The sequence below is a fragment of the Mesorhizobium sp. B2-1-3A genome (genome assembly GCF_006442655.1).
Classification (GTDB): domain Bacteria; phylum Pseudomonadota; class Alphaproteobacteria; order Rhizobiales; family Rhizobiaceae; genus Mesorhizobium.
Window position 1 is genome coordinate 338145 of sequence record NZ_VFWK01000005.1, and the last position, 19362, is coordinate 357506.

A 19362-nucleotide genomic window follows, 5' to 3' on the forward strand; every position below is an offset into this window, starting at 1 on the left:
TCAGGCAGGCTTTCGATTGGGAAGATAGGTAGCGAGTATCTGGTCGCTGACAGTGTGGCGTTCGGCGATCAGCACGGTGTTGGACGGGGTGTGCCGCCACCACTCCCGCATCACGCCAAGCGGGTTCTCGGCATAGAACAGGGCTTCGATCAGTTGCTCCGGCTGGTCGGCGCTGGCCGCGCGGACCGGTCCGAGATACTGAAATTCGGTGATGTTGCGCGGGCCGTTCACCGGGCAGGTCAAGAGCTTCATCGGAATACTCGTCAGTGGCTGGCGGCCGTGGCGCCCATTTCGTTCAGCAGCGCGAAGCTGTCGAACCGGCTGAGGTCGAACGGTTTCAGGACATCGGGCACGCGCCCGGTGGCGATGGTCTCGGCCATGCGCTTGCCGGCCACCGGCGTCGCCTTGAAGCCCCAGGTGCCCCAGCCGCAGTCGAGCCAATAGTTCCGCAACGGCGAGGCGCCCATGATCGGGCTGTAATCCGGCGTCATGTCGGTGATCCCGGCCCATTGCCGCAAGAGCTTGACCTTGTGCAGGAAGGGGAAGAGGTGCAGCGCGCCTTCGGCGAGATGTTCCTTCTGGTCCAGCGTCGAGCGCGTCGAAGCCAGCTGGTAGGGATCGGAGCCGCCGCCGATGACGACCTCGCCACGCGAGGACTGCACCAGATAGGTGTGCAGATTGGCTGAGGAGACGAGTATGTCGAGGAATGGCTTCAGCGGCTGCGTCACCATCGCCTGCAGCGGGAAGCAGCGTATCGGCAGCCGGATGCCCGCCATGGCGGCGACCTGGCCGTTGAGCCCGCCGACGGCCTGCAGCACTTGGCCCACGGCGATCGTGCCACGGTTGGTCCTGATGTGGGTGACCCGGTCGCCCACGCGCTCGATGCCGGTCACCTCGGTGCGCTGGTGGATCTCCACGCCGCGCGCGCCGGCATGCTTGGCATAGCCCCACGCCACGGCGTCATGGCGGGCGGTGCCGCCGTCGGCATGCCAGAGCCCGCCCATCACCTCGTGCTGACCGCCGGGATCGAGGTTGAGATGAGGGCAAAGCTCCTTCACCGCCCGGACATCGACCACTTCGATCCTTGTGCCCATATGCTTGCCCATCTCGGCACGCAGGTGAAAGCTGCGCAGCGTCGCCTCGGAATGCGCGAGCGTCAGCTGCCCCCGCTGCGAAAACATGACGTTGAAGCCAAGATCCCGCGACATGGTCTCGAACAGTTCGACACCTTCCTTGTAGAAGCGGACCGATTCCTCGGTCATGTAGTTCGAGCGGATCGTGGTGGTGTTGCGCGCCGTATTGCCGCCGGCGAGATAGCCCTTTTCCAGCACCGCGACATTGCGAATGCCATGCACATTGGACAGGTAGTAAGCCGCCGCGAGGCCGTGACCGCCGCCGCCGATGATCACCACGTCGTAGGATCGTTTCAGGTCGGGCGTTGGGCGGATGTCGCGAAAGGACACGTGCCTGGCGCGCAAGCCGTATTTCAGCAGAGAGAAGGGCATGGTGTCCTGCGGCTCGGCGGCTGGAATTGGCCTTAGAGAACCCGCCAGGCCGGCCTGGCGCAAGAAATCGTTCTTTACCCAGTGACCTCGTTTTCGTAATGGATAAAGAACTGAAAATGGGTCTCGGCATGCGAAATCTTCCGCATCTCACCTATCTTGAGGCCTTTGAAGCGGCGGCCCGGCATCTAAGCTTCACCAAGGCCGCCGAGGAGTTGAATTGCACCCAGGGTGCAATCAGCCAACGGGTCCGTGCGCTGGAGCAGTTCTTCGCCAGGCCGCTCTTCCATCGGCGCAGCAATGGCTTGGAACTGACCGAGGTCGGCACCGCCTATCTGCCGGGAATAGCCGAGGCGCTGGATCGGGCCGAGGCGGCGACCGAGGGGCTGCTCGGCGCGCAGGCGCAGACCAGCGTGACGGTTTCAGCCCCGCTCAGCTTCGTCACGCTGTGGCTCGCACGGCATCTGGTTGGTTTTTCCGCCGCCCATCCGAGGATCGAAGTCCGGCTGAACAGCACGATCTGGACCGACCCCAACGTGGAACTGGCGGATCTGAGCATTCTTGCGCTCGATCCGCTGCAGCCGGCATCGGGCGCCGTGCGGCTGGGGCGAGAGCGGCTGGTGCTTCTCTGCGACCCCGAGACCGGCCGCCAGGCTGGAGCGAGACCCAGTGCCGATTGGTTCAACGCCGCCCGGCTCATCCACGTGCAAGGCAGGATGCAGTTGCTGGATCTCTGGGCGAAGAAGGAGAACATCGTCATTTCGCCGCACAAGGCGCCGATCAAGGCCGACAATGCGGCGGCGGCATTGGAGGTTGCGGCATGCGCGGGCGGCATCACCGCGGTCATGTCGACCTATGCGGCGGCCTATCTGGCCTCGGGGCGGCTGGTGGCGCCATTCGGCGCGGGCGAAATCCTGCCGGTTGCCTTGCATGTGGTTCCCAATCAGCACCGCCGCCTCTCGCGGTCGGCGACGCTGTTCGTGCAATGGCTGTCAGGGGCGATCCCGCTCCACGGCGAGATCTAGATTTCCGTTCAACGCCGGCGCCCGACAACAGCCGCGCGCAATTCCGATCGAACCGATCGATACCCACCGCGCGCCGAGAACCACCTGCCAGGTTCAGTGGCAGGCTCGACCCCACTTGCCGATGCCCGGGCTCAGCCCCGCTTCGGGATCTGGATATCCTCGAGCAGAAGCGTAAGGGCCATGGCGACGAAGTAGAGCGCCGCCACCCAGAGGAACATCACGTTGAAGCCACTCGAATAGTGGCCGAGCACCACATCGCGGATCGCGGCCGGCAGGCTCGAGGCCAGATGCGGGTTCAGCCCGGTCAAGCCGTCCGGCAGCAGGGCGGCGGCATCGGCCGGAAGCTCCGAAGTCTGCCGGTTCAGGGCCCAGGTCATCACCGCGCCGTTCAGCGCCAGTCCCAAGGACGCCCCGATCGTCCGCGCCTGGGTGATCAGCGACGTCACCGCGCCGATATCCTGCAGCGGCGCCGCGGCCTGGATGGCAACGATCAGCACCTGGAACTGCAGGCCCATGCTGATGCCGAACAGGCCCATCATCACCGCCAGAACCCAGATCGGCGTGTGCGAATTGATGAAGACAAAACCTATCATCAGCAGCCCGCCAATACCCATCGCCACCACAGGCATCCATTTGTAGCGGCCGGTCGCGGCAATCACCCGTCCGGCCACGATCGAGATGACCATCGAGGTCAGGGAAGCCGGCAGGAACAGGAAGCCGACTTCGGCCGGGCTCAGTCCGGTCAGCGTCTGCATGTAGAGCGCGAAATAGAAGAACATGCCGAGCGTCACCGATCCGGCGACCACCGACACGCCCGAGACGATGCGGACCGTCGAGATGCCGAACAGCCGCAAGGGCACGATCGGCTCCTCGGCCCGCCGCTCGACCATGATGAACGAGGCGATTGCCGCCAATGCGAGGGCCGGCAGCACGAAGGTAAGCAGATCCGGGCCAGCGGGGTCGAGGACATGGTAGCCCCAATAGACGATTGCCGTGGTGCCGACGGCCAGCAGCAAGCCGCCCAGATAGTCGATGCGGTGCCTCTTCTCGTTGAACCGGCTGCGCATGGCGAACGCCAGCACCGCCAGCACGACGATGCCGATCGGCAGGTTGACCAGGAACACCCAGCGCCAGCCGAACAGGCTGGTGATATAGCCGCCGGCCAACGGACCGAGGACCGAGGACAGGGCGAACACCGCCGAGCTGTAGCCTTGATATTTGGCGCGGTCGCGCGGCCCGAACAATTCGCCGATCATGGCGAAAGCCGAAACCATCAAGCCGCCGCCGCCGAGGCCCTGCAGGACGCGCGCGGCGATCAGGCTCTCCATCGACCATGCCATGCCGCAGACCAGCGAACCCAGCAGGAACAAGGTGATCGCCGTCAACACGACGTTCTTGCGGCCATACATGTCGCCGAGCTTGCCGTAGAAGGGCGCGACCGCGGCCGTCGACAGCAGGTAGGCGGCGCCGACCCAGCCGAACAGATGCAAATTGCCCAGTTCTCCGGCGATGGTGGGCAAGGCGGTGACCACGATCTGCATGTCGATGGTGGCCATGAACATGGCGATCAGCGCACCGAAATAGACGATCAGCGTCGCAAGGTCGGGCCTGGCCTCCTCTACGGGCGCCGCATCCGGAAGGGTCGAGTCGAGTGTCATCGGTGTCTCCGCAGGCTGGGCGCGGTTTATGTGCCCACGGCAGATATATGTCAATATCAGATATATGCTGTCAGCATGTAATTGACATTGACATGTATTTTTGTTAGCGCGCTGTGATATGAGCAGCAACGATACCGGGTTGGGCAAGCCTGACCGATTTTCAACACCGTGCCAGACGCATGGCGATCAGGATCTGGCGGATCTGGCGCGCGGCAGTGGCCTGTCGGAAGCGGCGGCCGAGGCCGTCGCCGCCATCGATGCTGTGATGAACAAGGTGCGCCGCTCGGTCCAGCGCCGGGAATTCGGTCGTTTGATCCTGGAGCGCATCGATCCCTCGCTGGAAGTGAGCCATCTCGATGCGATACTAGCGCTCAGTGCGATCGTCGGCGACACGCCGCAGGACGAGGTGACGGTCGGCATCATCGCCGAACGCATGGGGATCGACCCCTCCCGCGCCAGCCGCATCTCCGCCGATCTCGTCGAACGCGGTTACGCCTTCCGCGTCGCATCGCAACTCGATGCCCGGCGCATTTGCCTGAAACTCACCGCCAAGAGCGAGCGCCTGGTGACGGCTGTGCGCCAGACCAAATTGCGGATCTTCGCCGGTGCACTGGCGCAATGGGACGAGCAGGAACTGGTGACGTTCGCCACCCTGCTGGAACGCTTCGCCGGCTGGGCCATCGACGAAGCGGGGATGCGCAGGTCGGCGGATGCCGTCAAGCAGATGATGGACGAGACCGAACCGGTGCTGGAACTGCCCGAAGCGAAATAGGCGCCGCCCATATCGTGCAAAAGCCTGGTCCGCCCCCTTGTGGACGACGGCTCGGTCAGCCGGTTCCTTTCGCCTCATGCGCGTCTCGATGGCCACGCCGATCGAACTCGCTTGGCAGTCCGATGCGCTGGCGCAAGGTGGATCCTGGCGCGTAGGTTCCCAGAAGCCCGCGTCGCCCGAGCTCCGGGACGACACCGGCGCTGAAGGTTTCCAGATCCGCGGGCAGCACGGGACACATCACGCTGAAGCCGTCAGCCGCGCCAGTCTCGAACCATTCCTGCATCGTGTCTGCGATCTCGGCCGCTGTCCCCGCCTGCAAGAAATGCCCTCGCCCGCCGCCGACGCGCTGCAGGAGTTGACGTACCGTCAATCCTTCCCGGCGCGCCAGCGTGACGATGAGGGCGAAACGGCTCTTGTTGGCCTGCGAGCGGCCTTCATCACCGACGCTTGCCGGCAGCGGTGCATCGAGGTCGAAGCTCCGGGCATCGGTCTGCAGATACTCCGAAAGCTGTTCAAGCGCGTGCTCGCGCACGATGACGCCGTCGATGGCGTCGAGGCGGGCCTGCGCGGCGGCGCGCGTCTCGGCAACCACCGGCATGATGCCGGGCATGACCAGGACCGTGTCGGGATCGCGGCCCGCACGTTCGGCGCGTGTCTTGATATCCCGATAGAAAGCCCGGGCATCGTCGAGGGAAAGCTGCGCGGTGAAGACCAGGTCGGCACGCGAAGCCGCGAGGTCCCGGCCGTCCTCGGATGAGCCTGCCTGGACCAGGAGTGGCCGCCCTTGCGGGCTGCGCGGCGTGTTGAGCGGCCCGGCCGTGCGCACGAACGGTCCGCTGTGATTGACGGCACGAACCTTGGCGGGATCGAAATAGAGCCCCGCCTGCTTGTCTCCGATGCGGGCGTCGGCATCCCAGCTGTCCCACAGGGCCATGGCGGCATCGACGACATCCCTTGCCTTTGCATAGCGTTCGGCATGGTCCGGCAGTCGGTCGGTGCCGAAATTGCTCGCCTCGAGGCGATTGGATGAGGTGACGATGTTCCAGCCGGCGCGTCCGCCGGTGATATGATCGAGAGAGGCGAAGCGGCGCGCTATGTGGAACGCCGGCTCGAACGAGGTCGAGAGCGTGCCGATCAGGCCGATGCGGCTGGTCACGGCGGCAAGGGCCGACAGGATGACGAGCGGATCCATCGTATCGGAGAGGTGTTTCTCGGCGCCCTGCAGAAGGGCCAGCACGTCGCCGAGAAACAGGGATTCGAAGCCGGCCGCTTCCGCCAGTTGCGCCAGCCTTACCCAATGCGCCAAGGATGTGGTCGCGAAGGGATCGCTTTCCGGCATGCGCCAGGCGGCCTCGTGGTTTCCGAGGCCGTAGACGACGGCGTTCAGCCGAAGGAAGCGCGGTATGGCGGACATGTGTCGTCAGTTCTTCGGCAGGTAGTCGTTGGAGATGTAGCCCGCGAAATCAGGCTTTTCAGTCAGCGCCGCGCCATTGCCGTCCTTGAGGATGCCGTTGGCGAAGAGATAGTCGCCGATGGCGGCGTTCTTGGCCGGATCGATGGTGCCGACCGCACCGTTCTCGCCGCGCAGATAATGTCCCTCCACCAGCGACTTCACCGAGGCATGGACAAGGTCCTTGTTGGTGAGGGCGTCCGGATTGGCGGCGATCAGAAGGTCGGCGGCTTCATCTGGGTGATCAACGGCATAGGCGTACCCCTTCTGCGTTGCGGCGAGAAAGGCCTTGGCCGCGTCCGGCGATTGCTTGAGGTAGGCATCGCTCGAAACCAGAAGCGTGGTATGCTGCTCGGGAACCCCATAGTCGCTGTATTTGAAGGTCGTCAGCTTCTGTCCGAGCAACTCGGCCTGAACGCCTTCCCATGTCACGACCTCGAGCGTGAAATCCACCGAGCCATTGGCGAGAGCCTCATAGGCCGACGTTCCCAGCGTGACGGTCTTGATGTCGCCCTTGCCGCCGTCGGCTTTGATGATGCTGCCTATCAGCGCATTCTCCCAGGCGCTGCCGAATCCGCCATAGGTCTTGCCGTCCAGGTCCTTGGGCGACTTGATGTCCGCGCGGTCGGCGTTGAAGACGACGCGCCCGGTCTCATGCTGGACAACAGCGTAAACCGCCTTGAGGTCGGCGCCGGCCGCGTGCTGGGTGTAGAAGCCCACGCCGGCAACGCCGAAATCGGCCTGGTGATTGCTGACCAGGGTGCCGGCGGCGGTGTCGGAATAAGGCAGGATCTCGACGTCGAGACCGGCCTCCTTGTAGAAACCCTTTTCGCGCGCCACGTAGAGGCCGATGTGGTTGGTGTTCGGTGTCCAGTCGAGGGCAACGGTCACCTTCTTCGCCTCCTGCGCATAGACGGGGGATGCGAAGATCATCGCGCCGGCCAACATGCTGGCGGCGAGCTTGATTGCCTTGCGGCGGTCGAGGTCGATCAATTCAGTCTCCTTTGGTTCGATATCAGGCAAGTTCGGACGAAGCGCTGCCGAGCAGCGCATCGAGAAGCTCGGCTTCGATCCTTGTCGCCTCGGGGGCGGAAAGATCATGCACGGTGCGCGGACGGCCGAGCGGCACGGCGATCTCGCGGACCACACGGGCGGGGCGTGCCGAGAGCACATAGATCCTGTCGGACAGAAAAACCGCCTCCCGCACATCGTGGGTGATGAGCAGCGCGGTCCAGCGATGGCGTTCCCACATGCGCTCGAGCCACTGCTGCATGGAGGTGCGCGTCAGCGCATCCAGCGCGCCGAACGGCTCGTCGAGCAGCAACATCTGCCGGTCCTGGACGACGGTCCGCAACAGCGCGACCCGCTGGCGCATGCCGCCTGACAGCTGGCTGGGATAATGCTGCTCGAAGCCGGCCAGGCCGAACTGCTCGAACAGCGGAGCGACGCGCCGGCGTGCCTCGCGGCGCGGCACGCCCTGCACTTCAAGGCCGAGCACGGCATTGTCGAGCACGCGCCGCCACGGCATCAGGGCGTCGCGTTGCGGCATGAAGGCGAACTTGCCGGCGGGATCCGTCAATTCGCTCCCGTCGAAAGCGATGCTGCCCGCCTCCGGCATGGTGGCGCCGGTCAGGATCTGGAACAGGGTCGACTTACCCGCCCCGGACGGACCGAGGATGGACACGAATTCGCCGGCGGCGACATCGAGATTGATGTCGCCCAGCACATCGAGCGCGCCGAAGCGTTTGGCGACATGGCGCAGCGAGAGCCTGGACGCGGTCATTTGCCACCGTCCTTGCGCGCCTGCTCCCAGGGCATGGACAGGCGCTCGATCAAGACGGTGCAGCCGAAGAGCACGAGCGTCACGAGAGCGCTGCAGAACACGGCCGCCAGTACGAGGTCGGGCCGAAAATTGTTCTTGGCGCTGAGCATGTAGATGCCAAGCCCCTTCGCCGCCCCGGAATATTCGGCGAAGATCGCGCCCACCACGGCATAGGTGATCGAAATGCGCAGGCCGGTGAAGAAGAAGGGAATGGCCGAAGGCAGACGCGCCTTGAGGAAAACCTGGAGACGCGTGGCCCCCATGGAACGCAGCAGCCACTCCATGTCCTTGTCGGTCGAGTCATACCCCTGGACCAGCGCCACCATCATGGGGAAGAAGGTGACGAGGGCCACCAGCAATATCTTCGGCAGGAGGCCGAAGCCGAACCACAGCACGACCAGCGGTGCGATCGCGACCAGCGGCAAGGTCTGGCTGATGATGAACACCGGAAACAGCGCACGGCGCAGCGGCCGCACGAAGTCGACCAGGACGGAAGACAGGAAGGCGGACGCCACCGAAAGCGCAAAGCCGCTCAAGGTCGCGGCGATCGTGGGAAGCGCGTTGTCGATCAGCGCCTGGCGGTTGACGACGATCTGCTCCACGACGCGCGACGGCGCCGGCAGCGTCGTCGCCTTGATGCCGGAATAGCGGGCATAGAGTTCCCAGGCGAGGATGATCGCCGCGACGAGGAGCGTTGCCGGCCAGGCCGCGCCGATCGCGTTGCCGAGGCGTTTTCCAAGGTCGCTCGGCTGCGCGACGACCGTCGCGACAGGCGATGAACCGACGGGCGTGACGACCTTGCGCGCGTCCTGCCCATGGGCCGGTCGCCCCGCGGGCAGCTCGTAGGCTTCGTCCGGTCGTCGCGCCAGCTTTGCCGTGGTCACTTGAAGGCTTCCCCGGAGGGGCTGTTCGCGACCAGGGTCGCCTGCAGCACGACGTGTCCGGCCGGATTGCCAAAATGCGTCAGTATGGTCGAGAACGCCGCCAGCACATGCGCGGCGTCGCCGTCGACACGCGTGCCGAAATCCTTGGAGGTGGTCCGCAGACCGACGGCTTTGAGAAAGACGAGTGTCTGGGCGATCGTCTCGATGTAGTCCGATGCGGCGAGAGGCAGCAACGCGAACTGCGCGGCAACCTGTATTCCCGAAGCGGCGGGATTTCCGAACCGGGCCACGGCGGCGGATACCGCGCCGGTGCTTGCCTCGGCGCTGGAAACCGGCACGAATGTCCCCTCCCAGCCGGGGCAGCCGCGCGAGGCCAGCACCGTCTGGACGACATGCGCACCGCTTGCGGCGGCACGCACGAACGTCGTCGTCAGCGCACCGAACACGATGTCGGGTGTGCCGGCGAGATGGCTCGATATGCTGTCGGTGGAGACCGTCAGCCCCTCGATTTCGCTCAGCCCGGCGACCGCGTCCAGTATGATCGGCACGAAGCGGTCGGACGCGGGAACCAGCGAGAAATTCGCGCCGACCTCACCTTCGAATATGGGAGTGGCGCCGGACAGGCTGTTGGGTTGAACGATGTCGGTCATGCCGTTCTCCAGAGGTGATTGGGGGATGCGGCAAGATCCCGATAGGCGCTTGCCGGGTGGTCGTCGGGCGCCCGTTTGTGCCCGGCGCCGTAGAAGCTCTCGCGGTAGGTCGTGCCGTCATAGTGCTCACGCACACGCCCTCGCCGGCGAAGTTCCGGCAAGACAAAGGCGTTGAAATCGCGATAGCTGCGAAGCGGCATCGGATCGGTGATGTTGAAGCCGTCGATCCCGGCCTCGTCGAACCAGCTTTCGAGTTGGTCGGCGGCCCGAACCGGGCCACCGACAATCTCGGCACCGCCGCCGGCAATGCCCAGGAACTCGCCGATCGCGCGCGGCGTCCAGCGGCGGGTCGGATCAAGCCTGGTGTAGATCTCCAGCACGCTGCGGATGCCTTGCGTCTCGACATATTCGAGGGGCGCGTCGGGATCGAGCCTGGAAAGGTCGAGCTGAAGAATGGCGCTCAGCCGCGCCAGATGCCCTTCCGTGCTGATCACCTCGCGATAGGCTTCATGCGTCGCCTGTGCCGCCGCATCGTCGGCGCCAGTCACGACCGTCGCCATGGCAAAGAATTTCAGGCTTTGCGGATCGCGTCCCAGCCGTTCGGCGCGGGCACGGACATCGTCGACGATCTTGCGCGCGAGGTCGGGACGGTGGATCGCGATGAAGATGCCCTCGGCGTGGCGGGCGGCGAACTCGCGGCCCACCCCGGAAACACCGGCCTGGAAAAGCACCGGCGTGCGCTGCGGCGACGGCTCGGCAACGAAAGCGTCCGGCACGCTGAAGTAGCGCCCCTTGTGACGGATCGGATGGACCTTGGCCGGATCGGCGAAAATGCCCGCGGCCCTGTCCATGACGACCGCGTCATCCTCCCAGCTGCCTTCCCAAAGCTTGTAGACGACCTCCAGGAACTCGTCGGCGATCGCATAGCGCTCGTCATGCGGCACCTGCGTGTCATGGCCGAGATTGCGGGCAGCACTTTCCAGTGCCGAAGTAACGATGTTCCAGCCAATGCGGCCGCCGGTCAGGTGATCGAGCGTCGTCAGCTTGCGGGCGAGCGCATAGGGCTGTTCGTAGGTCGTCGAGACGGTGATGGCGAAGCCCAGATGCCTGGTCGCGGCGGCCATGGCGGAGACGACAAGCAGTGGATCGGTGGAAGGTGTCTGCACGCCCTGCTTGAGTGTGCCGGCCATGCTGCCGCCATGTGTATCGAGCACGCCGAGCACGTCGGCCACGAACAGGCCGTCGAACAGCCCCTCTTCCAGGGTCCTGGCCGTCTCGATCCAGTAGTCGAGCTCGCGATAACGGTGCGACTGGTTGTCGGGATGCCGCCATGCGCCCACTGCCGCATGGCTGACGGTCGACTGCTTGAAGCCGTTGAGGCGGATCAGCTTTTGCATGGCCGTCAGCCCGTGGTCGCCAGGGGCCGGGAGGGATCGGCATTCCACTCCTCCAGCGAACCGTCGTAGACCTTGACGTCCTCGCGACCTGTCAGCCCGAGCGCGAAGGCAACGACGGTCGCCGAAATGCCGCCGCCGCAATAGAGGGTGACGGAAGATGCCCCGTCGACAGGAGCAAGACGGGTACGCAGTTGTTCGGGCGACAGGAACCTGCCCTCGGCATCCAGTAGCGACCCGGCGGGAATGTTGATGCTGCCCGGTATGTGACCGCCACGGCCCCCGACCTTGTCGGCGCCGGTGAAATAGCCTTCAGGCAGCGCGCAGACCAGTGCTTCGCCCTGGCGCTGACCGGCGACATGCGCCTGCACCGTCGTAATGTCCGTGAAGGATGGAAGCGGACGCACCGACAGCGGCTTGGCCGCGGGCGTCGCCGCACCCGTGCCCGACTCGGTCGGCTTCCCCGCCGCGACCCACGCCTTCCAGCCGCCATCGAGCACCGCGGCATTGGTGAAGCCGATGGCGCGCAACATCCACCAGATGCGCGTCGCCCACATATTGAGGAAGTCGTCGTAAATGACCACCGCCGCTCCGTCATGGACGCCGAGCGCCTGCAACGAAGCCGCGAGCTTTTCGGCAGGCGGAAAGGCGAAGGAGAACGGTGCGGCGGCGTCCGAAAGCGATCGCTGCAAGTCCGCGTAACGCGACCCGGGAATATGCGCCTCCTGCCAGTGGCTGCGCCCAAGCGCGCCGTCAGGCCCCCCAGGTCCATAGGGTACGGTTGCGTCAAGCACCACCAGACCAGGCGTGCCAAGGCGCGTGGCTAGCCAGCCGACATCGATCAGACGGCCGGGTATGCTGAGAGATGGATGGGATTGCGTCACGATTGCCTGTGAGACCGGTTGAGAGCTTGCGGTGAGCTTCTTGTCTTGTTCGTTGCGTAGCCACCCGCGCACGGCCTCGAGAACCATAGCGTTAGGTGTTAATGTTGATTATTTTTATAGACATTATTGTACAACGAAAGGAAATGAACGGTCGCCGGCAGGCGGGATCAGGGATTTGTTTTCTGTTTGCTGGCGCTCAAGAGGCCCGGATGATGCACAATAGACCGACGGCCGGTCACCCTTTTAGGCCGGCTGGCATCGTGCGCGCCTTATAGTGGCTTCGCTGGTCCGCACGATACCACTGACCTCGCATCTCCCGCCTTGGGCCATGCAGGAGGCTCAGGATCATCGAGACGAGACCCTTCGAAACGTCAGTTCCTCAATCCGCGCAAAATGAGTTCCGCGACCTCGTCGTGAAAGGCCGCCTGGCCGAACTGTCTGACCGCGAAGGGTCGCAATGCCCAGATATCGCAAACCGCATCGACAAAATTGGCGGCGATCTCGGGTTCGACAGCACGGAACTCTCCCGCAGCTATTCCGTCGCTGACGAGTTGCGCGATCTGCAGCAGCAGCTTGCGATATTCCGCCAGGACGCGAATCCTGGCGGCCGGTGACAGGGACTTGAGTTCGCGGTTGAGCACGCCGACATCCCTGCCGAAGCGGTCGCCCTTGTCTATGATCGCCGTGATGGTGGCGCGAAGCTTTTCGGTGGCCGTGCTGCAATTGACGGTGGCAAGGTCCACGTCGGTGCGCACCCGCGCCATGGTCCAGATATAGACCAGTTCGAGCATTTCATCCTTGCTGGCGACATATTGGTACATCGTCGGCACATGCATGCCAGCCGTGTCCGCGATTTCGCGCATGGTGGCATTGCCAAAGCCCTTGCGGGCAATGACGGCGGCGGCGGCGGCGGCAATCTGGGCGCGTCTCTTGTCGGCCGGGCTCATCGCTTCGTCGGGGGACGACGCGTCATCGGACACAGGCTCGCCGGAATTCGACAAGGGTCCGGCCGGCTCGCCGATGCCTGTCGGCTCGGCCTGCACGACCAGATGGGTCATGCTGACGGCGCAAACCGTCTTGCCTTCCTCGTCATGGACCAGGATCTGCCAGTTCATTGTCGAGCCATCGCTGAAGAGCAAGGTCGCCTCGCCTTTCAACCGGCCTTCGACATGGTGGGAAAACAGACTTGTCCGGCATTCGATCTCTTGCGCCTTGCGCGTCGGGCCAAGTGCCGAGGCGGCGCCAGCGGACGCGAGCTGGCCCGCGAAATCCGTAAGCAGACCCAGCGGCGAGCCCGCCGAACGGGCGCCTGGGACCGTCAGGCGCCCTACCACACTGTCCGGCGCGGCGGAGGTGATCGTCACCGCTGACGACCATGCCGAAGACATTTCGAGCTTTCCCATGTTCCCCCCTCGCCGCCGCCGCGCAACAAACGTCCTTCATATTGCAAAAAAAGGGAATTCCAATCGCTTGACTCAAAAGCCTTTGATACGCTTCATTACTGAACGATCAGTAGTGCCTGTCAATCGCTTGTTTTCAAATGTCATGGAGATGGAAATGTCGTGCAAAATCGGACGGCTCGCGGCTTGGGCGGCAGTTTCAGCGCTCGCGATCCTGGCTTCGGCACCGGGGGCCTATGCAGAACCGCTTGATCTGAAGATCGGAGCATTGCTCGAATCGACGGGTCCCCTTTCGGAACTCGGGCCGCCGGCCGAAAAGGCGATCAACCTGTCGGCCAAGGTCGCCAACCAGGCGGCCAAGGACGCCGGCGCGGCGATCACCGTCAGCATCGTCTCCGCGGATTCGCAGGGCGATCCTCAGGCCGCCCTTTCGGCAACGCGTACGCTGGTCGACAAGGGCGCCTCTTGCATCATGGGCCCATCGACAACACCGGAATCCATCTCCGTGCTCAACGGCATCACCATGCAGCGCAAGATCACGCTGTGGCCGCTTGCGTCGAGCACGCGGTTGCGCACGGTCAAGGACGATGGCACGATCTACCGCCCCGTGCCGGCCGACGATCTGCAGTCGAAGGCGCTGGTCAAGGCTATCGAAAATCATGTCGGCAAAGGCAAGGCCGTCGCGATCATCTTCCGCAACGAACCCTATGGGGATGCGCTGTCAAAGAGCTTCACGCAGGATTGGCAGGCTGAGGGCGGTACCATATCGACCACGATTTCCTTCGACCCGCAGCAGGAAAGCTTCGATTCCGAGGCCGGTCAGGCCGTGGCCGGCAATCCGGACGCCTATGTCGTGATCGATTATCCGGAAACCTACGCGAAGCTTGGCGCCGCGCTGGTGCGAACCGGGAAGTTCGACGCGAAAAAGGTCTTCGTTGCCGACGCGCTGTCCTTTGCCAAGGTTCCCGACAATATCCCGCCTGAAGCGCTGGAAGGCGCCTATGGCGTTGCCGGCGGATCACCGACCGGAACCGACGCGTTCAAGGCATTCAACAAGCTTTGGGACGAAGCCGGCGGCGTCGCCAATGCGTCCTATACCGCCAACAGCTTCGACGCGGCCATCCTGTGCTTCCTGTCCGCGGTTGAGGCCGGCTCGACCGAGCCCGGCGCCATTCGCGACAAGATTCGCTCGGTGACCAAGGACGGTGCGCCGCAGTTCACCATCGAAACCCTGGCCGATGCGGTGAAGACCGCCGCCGCCGGCAAGCCGATCGACTATGTCGGCGTTTCCGGCGCTTTCCGCTTCAAGGACAATGGTGATCCATCGTCCAGCCTGTACGACGTCTTCCAGTATCAGGGCGGCAAGCAGGTCAAGATCGAACAGGTGGATGTGAAGTAGCGTTCGTGATTACCACTGCCCAAACCGAAAGGGCGCAAGCCAAGGCTTCCACCCTTTCATCCCCTCTTTCGGCTCTGCCACGGCCAGCCCTGCTGCTGGCCGTGCTGGTCGTTTTGTTATGCGCGCTGGCTGTCGCCTTCGGGCCGGTGCCGGCATTGCAGGCCACGATCAACGGTTTCGTCGCGGGGAGCTACACCGGCCTTGGCGCGATCGGCCTGACGCTCGTGCTCGGCGTGCTCAAGCTGGTCAACTTCGCGCATGGCGACCTGCTGGTCACCGGCGCCTATTTCACGATCCTGTTCGCCTGGCTCGGCCTGCCCTTGCCGCTGGCCATGCTGGCGGCGATGATGGCGACGGCGGCGCTGGCGCTCCTCACCGAGAAGATCATCTGGCAACCGCTGCGCCAGGCGAAGGCCGGCAGCCTGCAGCTTTTCCTGTCGGCCATCGGGCTTGGCCTGGTGCTGCGTTTTTCCGTGCAATTTTTCGCCGGCAGCCAGGTCAGGACACTTGGCGCCAATGTCGTCTCCTCGATCGCCATCGGGCCGCTTCGGCTCGGCACATTGCAGGCACTGGCCTTGGTCGTCGGCCTCACGGCGATGATAATCGTCGGACTGGCGCTGCGCTTCACCAGCATCGGCAAGGAGATGCGGGCCTTCGCCGACAATCGCGCCCTGGCGGAGGTGTCCGGCATCGACACGCAGCACATCATCAACGTCACCTGGATCGCCGCCGGTTTCCTGGCGGCGCTGTCGGGCATTCTTTACGCAACCGCCATCGGCAGCTTCAATCCGAATTTCGGCATAACGCTGCTGCTCAGCCTGTTCGCCGCCACCGTCCTGGGCGGCGTCGGCAACCCTTACGGCGCACTTGTCGGCGGGCTGGTGATCGGCCTCTCGCAGGAATGGTCGACCTTGCTGTTCAACGCGCGATGGAAACCCGCGGTGGGCTTCGCACTGCTCATCCTGATGCTGATGTTCATGCCGCAAGGCATATTCGGCCGGGCAAAGCGCCGCTCATGAGCATCGATTTCTGGATCAATGTCGGCGTCCTTGCAGGCATATACGGCATATTCACGCTCGGCCTGCAGCTCAATGCGGGCTTCACCGGCCTGTTGAATTTCGGCCAGGCCGGCTTCATGGCGATTGGCGCCTATACGGTCGGCATTCTGGTCGTCGATCGCGGCTGGTCGCTTTGGCTGGCGCTGCCGGCGGGCATTGTGCTGGCCGTGCTGGCAGGCCTGTTCGTCGGCATCGCGTCGCTGCGCCTGCGTTCGGACCACTTCGCCATTGCCACCATCGCCTTCGCCGAGATCGTCAGATACACCTTGCAGAACGCGGCTTTCTCAGGCGGCAACCAGGGTGTTCTCGGCTTCGACGCCGAATGGCGCGCCGTGTCGGACTGGATGCTCCCATGGCTCGCCACGATCGGGCTCGGCAGCTACACGCAACTGCCGCTGTTCATCGTGGTGTGGCTGGTCTTCATCGTGCTTCTTCTGATGCTCAGGGCCTTGCAGGCAACCCCGTGGGGCCGTGTGCTGCGCGGCATCCGCGAGGACGAGGATGCCACCGCCGCGCTTGGCAAGGACGTGTTCGCCTACAAGCTCCAGTCGCTCGCCTTGGCGGCAGCGCTGGCGGCGGTCGCCGGCTTCTTCGTCGCGCTCAACGTCACCTATCTCTACCCAACCGTCTTCGATCCGACATTCACCTTCTTCGGTTATGCGCTGCTGGTGCTGGGCGGCTTCGCCAGCTATGGCGGCGTGGCGCTCGGCAGCGTGCTGTTCTGGATACTCCTGGAAGGCACCAGGCTGATCGAGACATCGCTCTCGGCCGGCCAGCAGGCCTCGTTACGCTTCGTCATCGTGGGCCTGTTTCTGCTCTTGATCAGCCGGCTGCGGCCGCAAGGCCTGCTCGGCAATGTCAACGAGATGAAGGTGCGGCCATGAGCACCGAGACCATCCTGGAGGTGGCCGACGCCGTCAAGGACTTCGACGGCCTTCGCGCTGTCGATGGCGCGAGTTTCAGCGTCGAGCGCGGCTCGATCACGGCGCTGATCGGCCCCAATGGCGCCGGCAAGACGACGATGTTCGATCTGCTGAGCGGCTTTGCCAGGCTGGACTCCGGCGCCATCCGCTTCGCCGGACGATCGATCGGCGGCATGGCGCCCCACAGGATCGCGCAACTCGGCATGGTGCGTACCTTCCAGTTGACTCGGGTCCTCGCCGGCATGTCGGTCATCGACAACATGCTGCTCGCCGCGCCGCGCCAGCCCGGCGAACACCTCATCTCGCTGCTTGTCGGGCCAGGACGCGCCAGGGCCGCCGAGGCCACTTCGCGCGCACGAGCCGCGGGCTTGCTCGAGACATTTGGTTTGCGCGACAAGGCACAGGACTATGCCGGCGCGCTCTCGGGAGGCCAGCGCAAGCTTCTGGAAATCGCACGGGCGCTCATGACCGAACCGTCCATGGTGCTGCTCGACGAGCCCATGGCAGGAGTCAACCCGACGCTCGGCCGCGCCATTCTCGACCACATCGCCGCGTTGCGGGAACAGCGCGGCACCACTTTCCTGTTCGTCGAACACGACATGGACATCGTGATGAGCCGCGCCGACCGCGTCGTCGTGATGGCTCAGGGCCGTGTCATCTCGGCCGGCACGCCGGCGCAGGTGCGCGCCGATCCCGGTGTCGTCGAAGCCTATCTCGGCAGTCCGTCCCCGGAGGCGGCGGCATGAAACCCAATGTGCTCACCATCGCCTCTCTCGTTGCCGGCTACGTGCCTCAGCTTGATATTCTGAACGGCGTCAGCATCACCGTGCGCCAGCACGAGATCGTCACCGTCGTCGGCCCCAACGGCGCCGGCAAATCCACGCTGCTCAAGGCGCTTGTCGGCCTGGTGGCGCCAAAGAGCGGGACGATTGCGCTCGACGACAAGGACATAGCCGGCCTACCGCCGAGCATGATCGTCCGCCAGGGTCTGGGATATGTCCCGCAGCGCGAAAACGTGTTCGAGACGATGCCTGTCGAGGAGAACCTCGAGATCGGCCTGAAGCCACGTCGCGACCTCCAGCTGAAACAGCGGCTGGAACTCATGTACGAGCTTTTTCCGAGGCTGCGCGAGCGGCGTCGGCAGATGGCTGGAAGCCTGTCGGGCGGCGAACGGCAGATGTTGGCCATGGCGCGGGCGCTGATGCCAGAGCCGAAGGTGCTGTTGCTCGATGAGCCGACAGCCGGTCTTGCGCCCCGGTTCGTCGACGTGATGTTCCAACAGGTGTCGGCGATCAACAAGTCCGGCGTCACGATCCTCATGGTCGAGCAGAACGCCACCCGGGCGCTGGCCATGTCGCATCGCGGATATGTGCTGGACCTCGGCCGCAATGCCTATGAGGGCGAAGGGCCGGCCCTGGCCCGCGATCCGAAGGTCGCCGATCTTTATCTGGGAGGATTTCATGGCTGACGCCACAGTGGATTTCGAGGCGTTGGATGGCATGGTTCGCGACGCGCCATTTCATCGATGGCTTGGGGTGACCCTCAAGTCGATGTCCGCGGACGGTGTGGAAATCCTGCTGCCGTGGCGCGAGGAGTTCGTGTCGGATCCGGTGGTGCGCTACACACATGGCGGCATCCTGGCGGCGCTGATCGATCTTGCCGGCGACTATGCGGTCGCCGCGAAGATCGGCCGAGGCGTGCCGACCGTCGATATGCGGGTGGACTACCATCGCGCCGCTTTGCCCGGCGCCCTCGTGGCCCGTGCGACCATCATCAAATTGGGCGGTACGCTGGCGACCGCCGAAGCCAAGGTGTTCGATGAACAAGACAGGCTCGTTGCCAGCGGGCGCGGCGTCTATCTGACGCTGTCGCGCAAGGACTGACAGGAAGGACCGACATGAGCGTCGAACTCGATCATATTCTGTGGGCGGCACCCGATCTCGATGCCGGGGCGGCACTTATCGGCACGCTCACCGGCGTCGATCCGGCCCGGGGCGGCTCGCATCCCGGCTTCGGCACGCGCAACAGCCTGCTTTCGCTTGGCGCCACCTATCTGGAAATCATTTCGCCCGATCCGGCGCAATCGCTCGAAGGCAATCGCGGCGGCAGCATCGCCGCCCTCGCCCACCCCGGGCTTGCCACCTTTGCCGTGCGCACCAGCAACCTCGACGCCTATGCGGCGGCGGCAAGCCGGGCGGGCATCCGCACCAGGGGCCCGATCGAAATGGGCAGGACGCGGCCGGACGGCGTGCGGCTCGACTGGGCCTGTCTCTACATCGAGGATACCACTTTCGGCGAGATGATCCCCTTTGCCATCGACTGGAAGGCATCGCCGCATCCCGCCGCGAGCACGCCCGTCGGCTGTACACTGCGCGAATTCATCGTGCTGCATCCGCAAGCCGAAGCGCTGTCGCGGATCTATAGCGAAATGGGCATCGACGTGCCCGTACGGCTCGCTGCCCAACCGGGATTCCTCGCCGTCCTGCAATCACCCCGGGGTGAGGTCGTTCTCACAGCCTCCTGACCGCGCCAGACCATACG

General features: G+C 64.5%; 20 protein-coding genes. 9 read left to right on the forward strand and 11 right to left on the reverse strand.

Features of this window, described 5'->3' with window-relative positions:
- Together FJ977_RS21890 and FJ977_RS21895 are read right to left on the reverse strand one after the other, a co-directional pair.
- Window positions 1-252 carry a sarcosine oxidase subunit delta gene (locus FJ977_RS21890; RefSeq protein WP_140774272.1) on the reverse strand — a complete coding sequence of 84 codons (252 nt, stop codon included), beginning with the start codon at window positions 250-252 and terminating at the stop codon, window positions 1-3.
- Window positions 253-263: 11 nt separating this feature from the next.
- Entirely contained in the window at window positions 264-1505 is a 1242-nt protein-coding gene (locus FJ977_RS21895; protein WP_140774273.1) for an FAD-dependent oxidoreductase, read from the reverse strand.
- A gap of 128 nt (window positions 1506-1633) precedes the next feature.
- Here FJ977_RS21895 and FJ977_RS21900 point away from each other — a divergent pair, with 128 nt between their 5' ends.
- Complete coding sequence (locus FJ977_RS21900) at window positions 1634-2527, forward strand: LysR family transcriptional regulator (RefSeq protein ID WP_181180005.1); 894 nt, start codon at window positions 1634-1636, stop codon at window positions 2525-2527.
- 131 nt (window positions 2528-2658) lie between these two features.
- Here FJ977_RS21900 and FJ977_RS21905 read toward each other — a convergent pair whose 3' ends face one another.
- On the reverse strand, window positions 2659-4185 hold the full coding sequence (locus FJ977_RS21905) for an MDR family MFS transporter (RefSeq protein WP_140774275.1): 1527 nt from the start codon (window positions 4183-4185) through the stop codon (window positions 2659-2661).
- A gap of 118 nt (window positions 4186-4303) precedes the next feature.
- Here FJ977_RS21905 and FJ977_RS21910 point away from each other — a divergent pair, with 118 nt between their 5' ends.
- Window positions 4304-4957, forward strand: a complete 654-nt coding sequence (locus FJ977_RS21910) for a MarR family winged helix-turn-helix transcriptional regulator (RefSeq protein ID WP_140774276.1) — start codon at window positions 4304-4306, stop codon at window positions 4955-4957.
- 55 nt (window positions 4958-5012) lie between these two features.
- Here the strand turns inward: FJ977_RS21910 and FJ977_RS21915 are convergent, their stop codons facing one another.
- From FJ977_RS21915 to FJ977_RS21950, 8 genes are all read right to left on the reverse strand, one after another.
- On the reverse strand, window positions 5013-6371 hold the full coding sequence (locus tag FJ977_RS21915; protein WP_140774277.1) for an LLM class flavin-dependent oxidoreductase: 1359 nt from the start codon (window positions 6369-6371) through the stop codon (window positions 5013-5015).
- A gap of 6 nt (window positions 6372-6377) precedes the next feature.
- On the reverse strand, window positions 6378-7400 hold the full coding sequence (locus tag FJ977_RS21920; RefSeq protein ID WP_246683250.1) for an ABC transporter substrate-binding protein: 1023 nt from the start codon (window positions 7398-7400) through the stop codon (window positions 6378-6380).
- Between the two features lie 22 nt (window positions 7401-7422).
- A complete protein-coding gene (locus tag FJ977_RS21925; protein WP_140774278.1) occupies window positions 7423-8190 on the reverse strand; it encodes an ABC transporter ATP-binding protein in 768 nt (255 codons plus the stop codon).
- Window positions 8187-8945 (reverse strand): ABC transporter permease, encoded by a 759-nt coding sequence (locus FJ977_RS21930; protein ID WP_246683318.1) that lies wholly within the window; start codon window positions 8943-8945, stop codon window positions 8187-8189. Before FJ977_RS21930 ends, FJ977_RS21925 begins: the two co-directional genes overlap by 4 nt.
- Before the next feature lie 164 nt (window positions 8946-9109).
- Window positions 9110-9763: a YkoF family thiamine/hydroxymethylpyrimidine-binding protein gene (locus FJ977_RS21935; protein WP_140774279.1), complete on the reverse strand. Its 654-nt coding sequence runs from the start codon at window positions 9761-9763 to the stop codon at window positions 9110-9112.
- A complete protein-coding gene (locus tag FJ977_RS21940) occupies window positions 9760-11160 on the reverse strand; it encodes an LLM class flavin-dependent oxidoreductase (protein ID WP_140774280.1) in 1401 nt (466 codons plus the stop codon). Before FJ977_RS21940 ends, FJ977_RS21935 begins: the two co-directional genes overlap by 4 nt.
- A gap of 5 nt (window positions 11161-11165) precedes the next feature.
- On the reverse strand, window positions 11166-12041 hold the full coding sequence (locus tag FJ977_RS21945) for a rhodanese-like domain-containing protein (RefSeq protein WP_210243850.1): 876 nt from the start codon (window positions 12039-12041) through the stop codon (window positions 11166-11168).
- 371 nt (window positions 12042-12412) lie between these two features.
- Entirely contained in the window at window positions 12413-13444 is a 1032-nt protein-coding gene (locus FJ977_RS21950) for a TetR/AcrR family transcriptional regulator (protein WP_140774739.1), read from the reverse strand.
- Between the two features lie 154 nt (window positions 13445-13598).
- On the opposite strand from FJ977_RS21950, the gene FJ977_RS35905 reads away from it, so the two are divergent.
- From FJ977_RS35905 to FJ977_RS21985, 7 genes are read left to right on the forward strand one after another with little or no spacing between them, the layout of a single operon-like run.
- Complete coding sequence (locus FJ977_RS35905) at window positions 13599-14840, forward strand: ABC transporter substrate-binding protein (protein ID WP_172349248.1); 1242 nt, start codon at window positions 13599-13601, stop codon at window positions 14838-14840.
- A gap of 5 nt (window positions 14841-14845) precedes the next feature.
- Window positions 14846-15859 carry a branched-chain amino acid ABC transporter permease gene (locus FJ977_RS21960; RefSeq protein WP_181180007.1) on the forward strand — a complete coding sequence of 338 codons (1014 nt, stop codon included), beginning with the start codon at window positions 14846-14848 and terminating at the stop codon, window positions 15857-15859.
- Window positions 15856-16782 (forward strand): branched-chain amino acid ABC transporter permease, encoded by a 927-nt coding sequence (locus FJ977_RS21965; RefSeq protein ID WP_140774284.1) that lies wholly within the window; start codon window positions 15856-15858, stop codon window positions 16780-16782. The genes FJ977_RS21960 and FJ977_RS21965 overlap by 4 nt, the downstream gene beginning before the upstream one ends.
- Complete coding sequence (locus FJ977_RS21970; RefSeq protein ID WP_140774285.1) at window positions 16779-17567, forward strand: ABC transporter ATP-binding protein; 789 nt, start codon at window positions 16779-16781, stop codon at window positions 17565-17567. Before FJ977_RS21965 ends, FJ977_RS21970 begins: the two co-directional genes overlap by 4 nt.
- Entirely contained in the window at window positions 17564-18289 is a 726-nt protein-coding gene (locus tag FJ977_RS21975; RefSeq protein WP_140774286.1) for an ABC transporter ATP-binding protein, read from the forward strand. Before FJ977_RS21970 ends, FJ977_RS21975 begins: the two co-directional genes overlap by 4 nt.
- Window positions 18282-18704, forward strand: a complete 423-nt coding sequence (locus tag FJ977_RS21980; RefSeq protein ID WP_140774287.1) for a PaaI family thioesterase — start codon at window positions 18282-18284, stop codon at window positions 18702-18704. The genes FJ977_RS21975 and FJ977_RS21980 overlap by 8 nt, the downstream gene beginning before the upstream one ends.
- A 14-nt stretch (window positions 18705-18718) precedes the next feature.
- Complete coding sequence (locus FJ977_RS21985) at window positions 18719-19345, forward strand: VOC family protein (protein WP_140774288.1); 627 nt, start codon at window positions 18719-18721, stop codon at window positions 19343-19345.
- The last annotated feature ends 17 nt before the right edge of the window (window positions 19346-19362 follow it).

What these genes read in the sequence shown, in the direction of transcription:
- FJ977_RS35905 (WP_172349248.1), top strand. Translation starts at nt 13,599, where the DNA reads ATGTCGTGCAAAATCGGACGGCTCGCGGCTTGGGCGGCAGTTTCAGCG.
- FJ977_RS21910 (WP_140774276.1), top strand. Translation starts at nt 4,304, where the DNA reads ATGAGCAGCAACGATACCGGGTTGGGCAAGCCTGACCGATTTTCAACA.
- FJ977_RS21940 (WP_140774280.1), bottom strand. Translation starts at nt 11,160, where the DNA reads ATGCAAAAGCTGATCCGCCTCAACGGCTTCAAGCAGTCGACCGTCAGC.
- FJ977_RS21925 (WP_140774278.1), bottom strand. Translation starts at nt 8,190, where the DNA reads ATGACCGCGTCCAGGCTCTCGCTGCGCCATGTCGCCAAACGCTTCGGC.
- FJ977_RS21950 (WP_140774739.1), bottom strand. Translation starts at nt 13,444, where the DNA reads ATGGGAAAGCTCGAAATGTCTTCGGCATGGTCGTCAGCGGTGACGATC.
- FJ977_RS21895 (WP_140774273.1), bottom strand. Translation starts at nt 1,505, where the DNA reads ATGCCCTTCTCTCTGCTGAAATACGGCTTGCGCGCCAGGCACGTGTCC.
- FJ977_RS21905 (WP_140774275.1), bottom strand. Translation starts at nt 4,185, where the DNA reads ATGACACTCGACTCGACCCTTCCGGATGCGGCGCCCGTAGAGGAGGCC.
- FJ977_RS21970 (WP_140774285.1), top strand. Translation starts at nt 16,779, where the DNA reads ATGAGCACCGAGACCATCCTGGAGGTGGCCGACGCCGTCAAGGACTTC.
- FJ977_RS21915 (WP_140774277.1), bottom strand. Translation starts at nt 6,371, where the DNA reads ATGTCCGCCATACCGCGCTTCCTTCGGCTGAACGCCGTCGTCTACGGC.
- FJ977_RS21975 (WP_140774286.1), top strand. Translation starts at nt 17,564, where the DNA reads ATGAAACCCAATGTGCTCACCATCGCCTCTCTCGTTGCCGGCTACGTG.
- FJ977_RS21980 (WP_140774287.1), top strand. Translation starts at nt 18,282, where the DNA reads ATGGCTGACGCCACAGTGGATTTCGAGGCGTTGGATGGCATGGTTCGC.
- FJ977_RS21985 (WP_140774288.1), top strand. Translation starts at nt 18,719, where the DNA reads ATGAGCGTCGAACTCGATCATATTCTGTGGGCGGCACCCGATCTCGAT.
- FJ977_RS21935 (WP_140774279.1), bottom strand. Translation starts at nt 9,763, where the DNA reads ATGACCGACATCGTTCAACCCAACAGCCTGTCCGGCGCCACTCCCATA.
- FJ977_RS21965 (WP_140774284.1), top strand. Translation starts at nt 15,856, where the DNA reads ATGAGCATCGATTTCTGGATCAATGTCGGCGTCCTTGCAGGCATATAC.
- FJ977_RS21900 (WP_181180005.1), top strand. Translation starts at nt 1,634, where the DNA reads ATGCGAAATCTTCCGCATCTCACCTATCTTGAGGCCTTTGAAGCGGCG.
- FJ977_RS21890 (WP_140774272.1), bottom strand. Translation starts at nt 252, where the DNA reads ATGAAGCTCTTGACCTGCCCGGTGAACGGCCCGCGCAACATCACCGAA.